Raw genomic sequence first — 12,265 nt, forward strand, 5'->3', positions numbered from 1 at the left:
TATCAGGATCACGTCCAGCTCCAGCGCCCAGCGACTAGCGAGACTTCCTTCACCTCCGTACGATAAAGAAGACTTGCCGACTGGTGAAACCAGAGGCTTAGTCGCACTTATACCCTTGTGGTGAAAGTCAACATCGGCTCGCTTACGCTCACCGTGTTTCCTTTATCTCCTACGGAAGTGGAATGTCCGATTAAAACCGCCGCTTTGCGCGGCAACATCGGACCACCTGGCATGGCCAGGCGCAGTCCGTACGTCGCTAAACGGGCGCTTACGCTTTTGTTCAAATAATTTATCTCTTATGGTATAAATAAGGTAGAGAATGTCGAATTGAACGCTTTAGAGGGGAGAATTATATGGTGAATCAAAAGAATATTTTATTATGTGTATCAGGCGGAATAGCTGTATATAAGGCATGTGCACTTACAAGTAAGTTAACGCAAAAAGGTGCTAATGTGAAGGTAATTATGACGGAAAGTGCGAGTAAATTTGTTTCACCGTTAACGTTTCAAGCACTATCTAGAAATCCAGTTTATACAGACACCTTTGATGAAAAGGATTCAGAAAAAATCGCTCATATTGATTTAGCTGATTGGGCAGATTTGATTCTTGTTGCACCCGCTACTGCAAACATAATTGGGAAAATAGCTAATGGTATAGCAGATGATATGTTAACCACAACATTATTAGCATCTCATTCACCGATTTATGTTGCACCGGCAATGAATGTACATATGTATCAGCACCCAGCTGTAATGGAGAACATGAGAAGATTAGAAGAATGGGGATATCATTTTATTGAGCCTGGTGCCGGTTACCTCGCTTGTGGCTATGTTGGGAAAGGTAGATTAGAAGAGCCTGAAACGATAATAAAGGTTTTGGAAGAACATCAAAGCCATAACCTATTATTATCCGGAAAGAGAGTTCTAGTATCAGCAGGTCCAACAAGAGAAAAAATTGACCCTGTTCGCTTTTTTACAAATCGTTCAACAGGAAAAATGGGTTTTGCTATTGCGCATGTAGCAGCTGAAATGGGAGCTGAAGTAACACTAGTTACTGGACCTACTGAGCAAAAAGTGAAAAATAACCGAATAACGAGAGTAGATATCGAAACTGCAGAAGAAATGTATCAAAGAATGCATGAGTTTTTTTCAGAAAGTGATATCGTCATTAAAGCAGCAGCAGTTGCAGACTATCGACCGAAAACAGTATACAGTCAAAAAATGAAAAAGCAACCCGGTGAATGGAATATGGAAATGGAAAGAACAAAAGATATTTTAAAATCCTTAGGAGAACGGAAAACGAATCAATTTTTAGTTGGCTTTGCCGCCGAAACGAACACCCCTCTAGAATATGGTTTAAATAAATTAGAAAAGAAAAATTTAGATGCTATCGTCATCAATAATGTAGCAGAAGAGGGTGCAGGTTTCGGGGCGGATACGAATATTGTTACCTATGTAAACAGATTTCAAGAAAAAGAAGAACTAAGTATAGCTTCGAAAACAGAAATAGCAAGAAAGTTATTTATTTTGATCGATCGTGATTTAAGGGCTGATAACTAGTGAATATAGCGAAAGTGATAGTAGATGTACCATCGAGCGCCATCAATCAAACTTTTGATTATTCTATTCCAAAAAGGTTTCAAGAAGTAATAAAACCAGGTATGCGAGTGATTGTACCATTTGGACCTAGGAAAATTATGGGTTTCGTAGTTGAACGTGTATCGGAATCATCATTTGATAAATTGAAAGATATTGTTGATGTACTAGACATAACTCCTGTATTAACGAAAGAATTACTTGATTTAGGGAAATGGGTTGCTAATAATACATTAAGTCTTTCCATTACTGCATTACAGGCAATGTTACCACAGGTATTAAAGTCAAAGTATAGAAAACAATTAATTCGAGAAACAGATGAAGTCTTAACTCCAGAACTGGAACATTTATTTGCTGGCAGAGGCTTTATTGACTACGAAGAATTTGAACATGCTAATATTAGTTATTATCAATTGCAAAAAGCCATTCAAGAAGGGGACATATCCATTGAATATCTTGTTGAGTCAAAGATAACAAAAAAACAAATAGTAATGGTAAAACCTTCCAAAGAACCTTATTTACTAGAAGAAGCTATCATGGACATTCCTAAAAATGCAAACAAGCAAAAACAAGTTATTTCGTATTTTTTAGAATATCCAAAAGCCGTTTCACAAAAAGAATTAATAAATAAAGTGAAGACCACTTCTAGTACGATAAAAAACTTAGTTGATAAAGGAATTTTAGAAACATATAAACAAGAAATTTTTCGTAACCCATATAATGACGATGCGATTAAACGTACAACACCATTACCATTAACAGAAGAACAACAAAATGCGATTGAACCTATTCAGGCGTCTATTAATGAACATCAACATGAAGTATTTTTACTGCATGGGGTAACTGGTAGTGGTAAAACAGAAGTATATTTACAAGCTATTCAAAACGTAATAAGTAAAGGGAAAGAAGCGATTGTACTTGTTCCTGAAATATCATTAACTCCGCAAATGGTAGAGCGTTTTAAAGGACGCTTTGGTAAAAATGTAGCTGTCATGCACAGTGCTTTATCCGCTGGGGAAAAATATGATGAATGGCGAAGAATTCATCGGAAAGAAGTACAGGTTGTAGTCGGTGCTAGGTCCGCGATTTTTGCTCCATTTGAAAATCTTGGAATTATCATCATTGATGAAGAACATGAAACAACGTATAAGCAGGAAGATCAACCCCGCTATCATGCAAGGGATGTTGCAATTGAGAGAGGAAAGTATCATCAATGTCCAGTTGTCTTAGGAAGTGCCACACCGACATTAGAATCCTATGCTAGAGCTAGTAAAGGGGTATATCAATTAGCTACACTTAGTAAACGTACAAATGATCAGCCGATGCCACGTGTTGATATTATTGATATGCGTAAAGAACTTCATGCCGGAAACCGTACGATGTTTTCTAGAAAGCTAATGCAAAAAATGGAACAATGTATTCAAAAAGGAGAACAAGTTGTGCTTCTATTGAATAGAAGAGGTTATTCTACTTTTGTTATGTGTCGAGATTGTGGACACGTTATGGAATGCCCTCATTGTGACATTGCGTTGACTTATCATAAAAACTCCAATCGGCTAAAATGTCATTATTGCTCTTATGAGACGAATCTTCCTGCAAGTTGCCCAGAGTGTACAAGTGATTCCATCCGTTATTTCGGAACAGGCACACAAAGAGTAGAGGAAGCATTAGGTAAATTGCTCCCAGAAGCAAGAATTTTGAGGATGGATGTTGATACAACGAGAAGAAAAGGATCACATGAAAAATTGTTAAAACAATTTGGCGATCGAAAAGCTGATATTTTATTAGGTACACAAATGATTGCCAAGGGATTAGATTTCGAAAATGTTACATTAGTTGGTGTTCTTACGGCGGATTCTATGCTTCATTTACCAGATTTCCGATCCAGTGAAAGAACTTTTCAACTTCTAACTCAAGTTAGTGGTAGGGCTGGAAGGCATGAATTAACAGGTGAGGTTCTTGTCCAAACGTATACTCCTGATCATTATAGTATAGAACTTGCGAGTGTTTACAATTTCCATGATTTTTATAAAAAGGAAATGTCGATGAGAAGGAAATTCAAGTATCCACCGTATTTTTATCTCGTGTTAATTACGGTCTCGCATGAAAATAACGTGTTAGCAGTACAAAGGACGCAAACAATCGTTCAGATGTTGATGAAGTCTGTGAAAAGAAATACAGTCGTGTTAGGACCGACACCATCACCAATCCCACGTATCAAAGATAGATATCGATATCAATGCATGATAAAATACAAAAATGAACCAAATCTACGACCGTTATTAAATAAAATAATGGAATATTTTTCGGACGATGTAAGAAAAAATAATCTTTTGATTACAGTTGATTTAGAACCGTATCATTTTATGTAGATTCCCTTAAATGCGTGTTTAAAAAGTAGGATTAGAGAAAGAAGGTTTAACAATGAAACGAATTGTATTTATGGGTACTCCTGATTTTTCGGTACCAGTATTAAGGTCTTTAGTAGAATCAGAATATGAAGTAGTTTTAGTCGTAACCCAACCGGATCGGCCTAAAGGGAGAAAGCGAGTCATTACTCCTCCGCCTGTAAAGGTTGAGGCAGAGATGCATCATATCCCCGTATTTCAACCGGAAAAACTTAAAGAAGAATTTAAGAAGATTTTATCTTATGAGCCTGATCTTATAGTGACAGCAGCATATGGCCAAATATTACCAAATGAATTATTAGAAACACCACCATTCGGTTGCATTAATGTACATGCATCTTTACTACCAGAGTTGCGAGGCGGAGCACCGATTCACTATTCCATCATCCAGGGAAAACAAGAGACAGGAATAACCATTATGTATATGGTAGAAAAACTAGATGCCGGTGATATTATTTCTCAAGTGAAAGTTCCAATAGAATATAAGGATCATGTCGGAACTTTACATAATAAGCTTTCTGAAGCAGGTTCTCAATTATTAATGCAGACTTTACCTAATATTTTTTCAAGAAGTATTCATCCAATTAAACAAGATGATACGAAAGCTACGTTTGCTTCTAATATAAAACGAGAACAAGAAAAAATTGATTGGAATAAACCAAGCATCGAAATTTATAATCAAATTCGTGGTTTACATCCATGGCCAGTAGCTTTTACGACGTATCAAGATGAAAACATGAAAATTTGGTGGGGAGAACCAGATCGTACTGAATATAATGGTGAACCTGGTGAAATAGTGAAAGTAGAAGAAGATTACTTTACTGTTGTTAGTGGTGATGGTCGTGGTATACGAATTACGGAAATTCAACCAGCTGGAAAAAAACGTATGCTAGTGAAAGACTATCTTCGTGGTGCAAGTGATCGAATAAAAACAGGGACCATTTTAGGTGATTAAATGAAAAATTATCAACTTAGAAATTCTATTTTAGACTTACTAATTCGGACTGAAAAAGACCAAGGATTTAGTCATTTATTAATTGATCATGAGATTAAATCTAAACGAATGAATCCGAAAGATGAAAAGTTACTAACGGAAGTTGTATATGGAACGTTACAAAGAAAAATATCTCTAGATTATTTTATAGATCACTATATAAATTCAAAGAAAAAACTGGATCTATGGGTAAGAATGCTTTTACGAATGTCTATTTATCAAATGGTTTATTTAGATAAAGTTCCAGATCACGCTGTTATACATGAGGCAGTGGAAATTGCGAAAAAACGTGGTCATAAGGGGGTAGCCGGTTTTGTGAATGGTATTCTTAGAAATATCCAGAGAAACGGTATACCTGATACTACTGACATTCAAGATCATGCAAAAAGACTTTCGATAGAAACAAGCCATCCTGAATGGCTTGTTAAACGCTGGATTTCAGAGTATGGGTACGAAACTACGGAGAAAATGTGTCAAGAAAATGTTGCAAAACGCCCACAATCTGTTCGCATACAACCATTAAAAATAACACGAGAAAAGGCCATTGAAACGCTAAGTGAATTTGGCCTTGTAGTGGAACCTTCCATTTTATCTAAACAAGGAATCATTGTGAAGAAAGGTAATGTATTAACTACCGATTTATTCAAAGACGGCTATTTAACGATACAAGATCAGAGCTCGATGCTTGTTGGAGAAATGCTCGATGTCAAACCAAATATGAACGTATTAGATGCTTGTAGTGCACCAGGTGGAAAAGCGACACATATTGCTGAAAAGATGGAAAATGAAGGAATCGTTTATGCTTATGATTTGCATAAGAAAAAAGTTAATTTAATAGATGAGAAAGCATCTACTCTTGGTCTTTCCATTATTAATGCAAATCAGGCTGATGCCAAAAAATTAGGTGAAGTTCATGAACCGGAAAGTTTTGATCGGATTTTAGTGGATGCACCATGTTCTGGTTTAGGTGTTATGCGTGGTAAACCAGAAATTAAATATAATAAAAAGGAAGAAGATATAACCAATCTCTCTAAAGTACAACGTGAGATTCTAGATAGTGTTTCTCCATTGTTGAAAATTGGAGGATTATTGATCTACAGTACATGCACAGTGGATACAAGTGAAAATGAAAATGTTGTTAAAGTATTTCTAGAAAGCCATCCTAACTTTAAAGTAGACGAAACATTTTTCGATGATTTACCAGATGAATCAAAAGGCTTAACCGGAATTTCCGAGTATGGATTTCAGTTGTTTCCACAAGATTTCCAAACAGACGGATTTTTCCTCACTCGTCTTAAAAAAATTAATTAATTTTGTTCTTTTATGTTGGGATTTGTGTAATACTTGGAGTAATAGAGTGTTCAAAAAGGGGATAAAAAGGACTTCTACGTTGCCCACTGGATGTGGGCGGTCTTAATAGAAGTTCCGCTTTTGCCAACGAACTTCTTAAAGGAAGGCCGACTAAAGATGAGCTTTGCGCCTAATTCACGCCTCCCCTTTTTTAGTCGCATGTCATTTTTATCGGACTTTTTGAACAACCTTTAATCGGAACGTTTTTAACTCTTTATGCTTGGGGGTATTTTATGAGAGGAACATTCTTAACTGACAGGGGTAGGGTAAGAAGTCACAATGAAGATGCCGGTGGAATATATTATAATTCTACAAATCAACTATTAGCAGTTATTGCTGATGGAATGGGTGGGCATCAGGCTGGTGATGTCGCTAGTAAAATGGCTATAACCCAAATAGATAAACAGTGGAAGAATACAAAGAAATTCGAAAAACCTAATGAAATCGAGGAATGGTTACAAAATACGATTCAAGAAATTAATAAAGCTATTTATGAGCATGCACAGAACAACCAAGAGTGTGAAGGAATGGGGACAACTCTTGTTATCGTAGTTCACATTGACGAGTTTTTAACGGTTGCTCATATTGGTGATAGTAGATGTTATCTGCTTAATCAACATAAACTAAAACAAGTAACAGAAGACCATTCACTAGTCAATGCTCTAGTTCAGTCTGGTCAAATATCGAGAGATGATGCTAAACATCACCCGAGAAAAAATGTTGTGTTAAGAGCGCTAGGTTCAGAATTACAGGTTGATGCTGACATAAAGACGATTTCGATTGACGAAAATGAAAAAATTTTACTTGCGACAGATGGACTAACTGATAAGATTCTTGATGAAGAACTGTTTGAAATTATTAACAAACATGACGATATCCATTTGGCTTGCCAAGAATTAATTGACTTGGCTAATAATAGAGGTGGCGAGGATAATATTTCTCTAATTCTTCTTTCAAATCATACATCTTTGAAAGAAGGTGAGAATGAATGAGAAGTGGTCACCTTTTAAATGAGCGGTATGAAATAAAAAATAAAATTGGTGCTGGTGGAATGGCCGATGTATATTTAGCTAGGGATACTATTCTGGAACGTGATGTAGCCATAAAATCTTTACGTTTAGAATATGCCAATGATCAAGAATTTATCGCTCGTTTTGATAGGGAGGCTCAATCTGCCACCAGTCTTTCTCATGAAAATATCGTAAGTATTTATGATGTAGGGGAAGAAGATCATTTATTATACATGGTAATGGAATACATAGATGGGATGACATTGAAAGAATACATACAGCGCAATGGTTCACTCGACGTAACGGAAACATTGGATATTATGAAACAAATTACGTCTGCAATTGCTCATGCCCATGCAAATAATATAGTCCATCGAGATATTAAACCACAAAATATATTAATCGATAATTTTGGCAAGGTGAAAGTAACTGATTTCGGAATTGCAATCGCATTAAGTGCGACATCACTTACCCAGACTAATTCCATACTAGGTTCGGTACATTATTTATCTCCCGAGCAAGCACGTGGTGGTATGGCTACTAAAAAGTCGGATATCTACTCATTAGGAATAGTAATGTTCGAAATGTTAACAGGGAGATTACCATTTTCTGGACAGTCTCCCGTATCGATAGCTTTGAAACATTTACAGAGTGATACACCTTCTGTTAGGAGGTTTAATCCAGATATCCCTCAAAGCGTTGAAAATATAGTGTTAAAAGCAACTGCCAAAGATTCCTTTCATCGGTATGAGACGATTTACGATTTGGAAACGGCAGTAGAGACTGCACTTGATCCGGATAAAATGAATGAAGCTCCCTATACTCCACCCGTAGAGGCAGGAGATGAAACAAAAGCGATACCGATTATTACAGATGACCACATTCAAGGTAATAATGATGATGAAACAATCATCCATACAAACGGTTTAACGAAAAATCATCCGGAAGATACTCCAAAGAAAAAGTTAAAAAAGGGAGATAAAAAAGCCAAAGGAAAGAAAAAGAAAAAGACGAAACAAAAGAAAAAGAGAAGAAAATGGCCCATATTTCTTTCTATATTTATAATCCTTTTAATTGGTGTCATTGGTTTGTTTTTCATCCCAGGTCTATTTCAACCAAAGCAAGTCGATGTACCTGAGGTAAAAGAAATGGAATCAGATGAAGCGAAGGATTTATTAGAAAATTTGAATCTGGTAGTCGAAGAAGAAATGGTTAGTTCAGAAGACATAGATGAAGATCTTGTTGTAAAAACAAGTCCTAGTGCTGGAAGAACTGTAAATGAAGGTTCTAATGTTACACTTTATATAAGTACTGGTAAAGAAAAATTTACTTTTGAAGACTATGTTGGAAAAGATTATAGTCAGGTTAAACGAGAGCTTGAAGTAGCTGGATTTGAAAATTTTATTCCATATGAAGAATACTCAAGTTTACCTCAAGGCCAAATAATCACACAAATATTCCCTAATCCAGATAGTGAAGTAGTACCTAGTGATACAACGGTGAGGTTTGAGGTAAGTTTAGGTCCCGAACCTGTATACTTAGGTAATCTAACAGGATTAACGGAAGCGGAAGCAAAACAAGAATTAGAGGATAATAACTTACAAATGAATAAGGTTGAAAAAAATTCCGATACAGTTGAAGCCGGTTATGTAATAAGTCAAGAACCGAGTAAGGGAACAAGTTTACAGCATGGTGATACGGTAAATGTATATATTTCTACTGGACCAGAACCAAAACCACCAAAAACAGTTTCAGTTAAGGTACCAATAGAGTACAGCCATTCCGAGTCAGAAGACGCTGATTCTGAATCGGAAGAAGAAGAAAAAGAAGAAAAGGAAAAAGAAAAAGAAGAGCCTTCAGAAAAGGTTGTAAGAATCTACATTGGTGACGCGGAACATAATATTTCAGATTTATATGAGGATAAAGTAATAACTGGTGATGATGAAGTATCATTTACAGTAACGATAGCACCGGATAGTTCAGCGGAATACAAAGTGATGTTAGAAGATGAATTAATTAAAGAAGAAAAATTAAACTATGAGGATGGTGAATAAATGGCAGAAGGCAGAATTATTAAAGCTTTAAGTGGATTTTACTATGTTAAATCGAACGATAATCTTTACCAATGTAGGGGAAGAGGGGTATTTAGAAATAAAAAAATCACCCCTCTAGTTGGCGACATGGTAGAATTTGAAATAAATGGTCCTAACGAAGGATATATTATGGAAATTAAGCCCAGAAAAAATGAACTTGTTCGTCCGCCAATTGCGAATATAAACCAAGCTATTATCGTTAGCTCTGCCATAGCACCGGAATTTAGTACTAAACTTTTAGATCGGTTTCTAGTACTAATTGAATTTAAAAATATAAAACCGGTTATCTTTATTACAAAGATAGATTTATTGTCCGAGGAAAAGTTGGAAGAACTAAAAAAATATAAGAAAGTTTATGAAAACATAGGCTACCAAGTGGAATTACTTTCAACAAAGGACTCCAACTATTCCCCCAATATTGGATTATATTTGAAGAACCATATAACTGTTATTGCAGGGCAATCTGGTGTGGGTAAAACCTCATTAATCAATTTATTAGATTCAAGTTTATTGTTAGCTACTGGTGAAATATCGGAAAGTTTAGGAAGAGGTAAACATACAACTAGGCATGTGGAATTATTAGAAGTAGAAGGCGGATTAGTTGCAGATACCCCAGGCTTTTCCGCTCTTGACTTTAATGAAATTGAGCTTGAAGAATTACCAGAACTATTTCCAGAAATGAGAGAACGAAGAAGTAATTGTAAATTCCGTGGTTGCTTACATCATAGGGAACCAAAATGTGCTATTAAAGAAGCATTAAGCAATGGTGAAATTGAAGAATTTCGATATGAACATTATTTAGACTTTTTAAAAGAAATACAAACGAGAAAGCCGAGGTATTAATTATGACAAAAATTGCTCCATCCATATTATCAGCGGACTTTTCAAAATTAGGAGAAGAAATAAAAGAGGTGGAACAAGGAGGAGCTGACTATATCCATGTAGATGTAATGGACGGTCACTTTGTGCCTAATATTACAATTGGTCCATTAGTGGTAGATGCTATTAAACCTATAACAAATCTACCACTAGATGTCCATCTAATGATCGAAAATCCGGATTTGTATATTCCATCGTTCGCAAAAAGCGGTGCATCGATTATTACAGTGCATCAAGAAGCATGTGTACATCTACACCGTACAATCCAATTAATAAAGGATCAAGGCGTGAAAGCAGGGGTTGTAATCAATCCCGCAACTCCAGCTGATGTTATTTATCCTATTCTTCCTGATGTGGATTTGGTTTTAGTTATGACAGTTAACCCTGGGTTTGGCGGGCAGTCATTTATTACTAACACATTAAGTAAAATTGAACGAATTTCTAAATGGAGAGCTGAATTAAATCTTAATTTTGAAATTGAGGTTGATGGTGGTGTCAATGTTGAAACAGCTAAATTATGTACAGATGCTGGAGCAGATGTACTTGTAGCTGGAAGTGCTGTTTTTAATCATCAAAACCGAAAAGAAGCCATTCAAAATATTCTTCAAGCAACGAAAGGTTAATGGACATGGCTGCTAAGATAGGAATTGTAGGCAACGGTCCAATCGAAACATTACCGGATTTAAAACAATATAAGGACGAGGTGGATGTGTGGATTGGTGCCGATCGTGGAGCTCTCTATATATTAAATCATGGTATAAAGGCATATTATGCAGTTGGTGATTTTGATTCCGTTAATGAGGAAGAAAAATTAAAAATCAAGGCGAATGCGATTGCTTATGAAGAATATCCTGCCAAAAAGGATGAAACAGATTTAGAATTAGCAATACAAAAAGCTTTTGATGAAAATCCGTCTACTATTTATTTATTTGGATTCACTGGTGGAAGATTGGATCATGAATTAATAAACATTCAATTATTATATAGAATCCGAAAAAAGGGAATTCGGGCAATGTTAATTGATTATTTAAATGAAATGGAATTAACATTTCCGGGAGAACATAGTATAAAAAAGGATCTAAGATATCGATATATATCTTTTATTCCATTTTCTCAAGAAGTAGAAGGGTTAACACTAACCAATTTCTACTATCCTCTTCAAAATAAAACAATCCATTGGGGTTCGACTCTATGTATTTCTAATGAGCTTATTTCAAATTCTGGTACTTTTTTTTATGAGAAAGGCATATTATTAGTTGTAAAGAGTCGCAGTGCAATTCCTGAATAAAATGGAATTGTCATTAGAGGAGGGCACTTATGAAATTTTATACTATAAAACTCCCGAAATTCATTAGTGGAATTGTGAAAGTAGTCATAGGTATTTTTAAAAAAGATTAATTATAAGGATTGCTTTTGCCTTAAAAGGCAAGGGCTCTTTTTTTGTGTGTTGTGATGATTAATCATATAAGGTAAAAATAAAAAGCACCCTATGGATGGGTGCTTTTTATTTCACTAATGTAAAACGTATATTAAACGCGTTCAACTTTACCTGATTTAAGTGCGCGAGCAGATACATAAACTTTTTTAGGTTTTCCATCTACCATAATACGTACTTTTTGTACATTAGCTTTCCATTTACGCTTATTGGAATTCATAGCGTGAGAACGTAGGTTCCCTGTGCTAGTTTTACGTCCAGTTACTACACATTTTCTAGCCATGTTATTCCCTCCTTACTCTATAACATGTGACATTAATACTTATACAATTTATCATAAGTAAGAAAAGATTGCAATTGGTTATTATAGAATAGTTAGACTATGTGTAAAATAGTTCTCGGGGATTTGAAACAAAATTCTAGAAAAAAAAAGAAAAGGCGCTCTATCATAAATGTATGCTGACCGGCAAATACATTTGAAAGAGGCCTTTTCATGAATAC

Annotated in this window: 11 protein-coding genes; 10 read left to right on the plus strand and 1 reads right to left on the minus strand. The window is 35.5% G+C overall.

The features are described from left to right. The first annotated feature begins 353 nt into the window (after positions 1-353). From coaBC to spoVM, 10 genes are all read left to right on the plus strand, one after another. The gene (coaBC, locus tag ACFQ18_RS05285; RefSeq protein WP_047185999.1) at positions 354-1,559 is read left to right on the plus strand and encodes a bifunctional phosphopantothenoylcysteine decarboxylase/phosphopantothenate--cysteine ligase CoaBC; all 1,206 of its coding nucleotides are present in this window, start codon (positions 354-356) and stop codon (positions 1,557-1,559) included. Continuing rightward, on the plus strand, positions 1,559-3,967 hold the full coding sequence (gene priA / locus ACFQ18_RS05290; RefSeq protein ID WP_060667896.1) for a primosomal protein N': 2,409 nt from the start codon (positions 1,559-1,561) through the stop codon (positions 3,965-3,967). The genes coaBC and priA overlap by 1 nt, the downstream gene beginning before the upstream one ends. Positions 3,968-4,019: 52 nt before the next feature. After that, a complete protein-coding gene (gene fmt, locus ACFQ18_RS05295; protein WP_060667895.1) occupies positions 4,020-4,958 on the plus strand; it encodes a methionyl-tRNA formyltransferase in 939 nt (312 codons plus the stop codon). Continuing rightward, positions 4,959-6,308 carry a 16S rRNA (cytosine(967)-C(5))-methyltransferase RsmB gene (gene rsmB / locus ACFQ18_RS05300; RefSeq protein ID WP_047186002.1) on the plus strand — a complete coding sequence of 450 codons (1,350 nt, stop codon included), beginning with the start codon at positions 4,959-4,961 and terminating at the stop codon, positions 6,306-6,308. It begins immediately after the preceding gene. A 272-nt stretch (positions 6,309-6,580) separates the two neighbouring features. Further along, on the plus strand, positions 6,581-7,339 hold the full coding sequence (locus ACFQ18_RS05305; RefSeq protein ID WP_047186003.1) for a Stp1/IreP family PP2C-type Ser/Thr phosphatase: 759 nt from the start codon (positions 6,581-6,583) through the stop codon (positions 7,337-7,339). Continuing rightward, on the plus strand, positions 7,336-9,411 hold the full coding sequence (gene pknB, locus ACFQ18_RS05310; protein WP_150874279.1) for a Stk1 family PASTA domain-containing Ser/Thr kinase: 2,076 nt from the start codon (positions 7,336-7,338) through the stop codon (positions 9,409-9,411). The genes ACFQ18_RS05305 and pknB overlap by 4 nt, the downstream gene beginning before the upstream one ends. Then, on the plus strand, positions 9,412-10,293 hold the full coding sequence (rsgA, locus tag ACFQ18_RS05315) for a ribosome small subunit-dependent GTPase A (RefSeq protein ID WP_047186005.1): 882 nt from the start codon (positions 9,412-9,414) through the stop codon (positions 10,291-10,293). A 2-nt stretch (positions 10,294-10,295) separates the two neighbouring features. Further along, the gene (rpe, locus tag ACFQ18_RS05320) at positions 10,296-10,952 is read left to right on the plus strand and encodes a ribulose-phosphate 3-epimerase (protein ID WP_047186006.1); all 657 of its coding nucleotides are present in this window, start codon (positions 10,296-10,298) and stop codon (positions 10,950-10,952) included. A gap of 5 nt (positions 10,953-10,957) precedes the next feature. After that, positions 10,958-11,617 carry a thiamine diphosphokinase gene (locus ACFQ18_RS05325; protein ID WP_204797800.1) on the plus strand — a complete coding sequence of 220 codons (660 nt, stop codon included), beginning with the start codon at positions 10,958-10,960 and terminating at the stop codon, positions 11,615-11,617. Positions 11,618-11,646: 29 nt separating this feature from the next. After that, on the plus strand, positions 11,647-11,727 hold the full coding sequence (spoVM, locus tag ACFQ18_RS05330) for a stage V sporulation protein SpoVM (RefSeq protein WP_047186007.1): 81 nt from the start codon (positions 11,647-11,649) through the stop codon (positions 11,725-11,727). Positions 11,728-11,858: 131 nt separating this feature from the next. Here the strand turns inward: spoVM and rpmB are convergent, their stop codons facing one another. Further along, entirely contained in the window at positions 11,859-12,047 is a 189-nt protein-coding gene (rpmB, locus tag ACFQ18_RS05335) for a 50S ribosomal protein L28 (protein WP_047186008.1), read from the minus strand. Between the last annotated feature and the right edge of the window lie 218 nt (positions 12,048-12,265).

Source organism: Oceanobacillus caeni (assembly GCF_042678465.1).
GTDB lineage: Bacteria > Bacillota > Bacilli > Bacillales > Amphibacillaceae > Oceanobacillus > Oceanobacillus caeni.

Excerpts from the sequence above, each read along its gene's own strand:
- coaBC (WP_047185999.1), top strand. The coding sequence starts at position 354 with ATGGTGAATCAAAAGAATATTTTATTATGTGTATCAGGCGGAATAGCT.
- fmt (WP_060667895.1), top strand. The coding sequence starts at position 4,020 with ATGAAACGAATTGTATTTATGGGTACTCCTGATTTTTCGGTACCAGTA.
- rsmB (WP_047186002.1), top strand. The coding sequence starts at position 4,959 with ATGAAAAATTATCAACTTAGAAATTCTATTTTAGACTTACTAATTCGG.
- ACFQ18_RS05305 (WP_047186003.1), top strand. The coding sequence starts at position 6,581 with ATGAGAGGAACATTCTTAACTGACAGGGGTAGGGTAAGAAGTCACAAT.
- pknB (WP_150874279.1), top strand. The coding sequence starts at position 7,336 with ATGAGAAGTGGTCACCTTTTAAATGAGCGGTATGAAATAAAAAATAAA.
- rsgA (WP_047186005.1), top strand. The coding sequence starts at position 9,412 with ATGGCAGAAGGCAGAATTATTAAAGCTTTAAGTGGATTTTACTATGTT.
- rpe (WP_047186006.1), top strand. The coding sequence starts at position 10,296 with ATGACAAAAATTGCTCCATCCATATTATCAGCGGACTTTTCAAAATTA.
- ACFQ18_RS05325 (WP_204797800.1), top strand. The coding sequence starts at position 10,958 with ATGGCTGCTAAGATAGGAATTGTAGGCAACGGTCCAATCGAAACATTA.
- spoVM (WP_047186007.1), top strand. The coding sequence starts at position 11,647 with ATGAAATTTTATACTATAAAACTCCCGAAATTCATTAGTGGAATTGTG.
- rpmB (WP_047186008.1), bottom strand. The coding sequence starts at position 12,047 with ATGGCTAGAAAATGTGTAGTAACTGGACGTAAAACTAGCACAGGGAAC.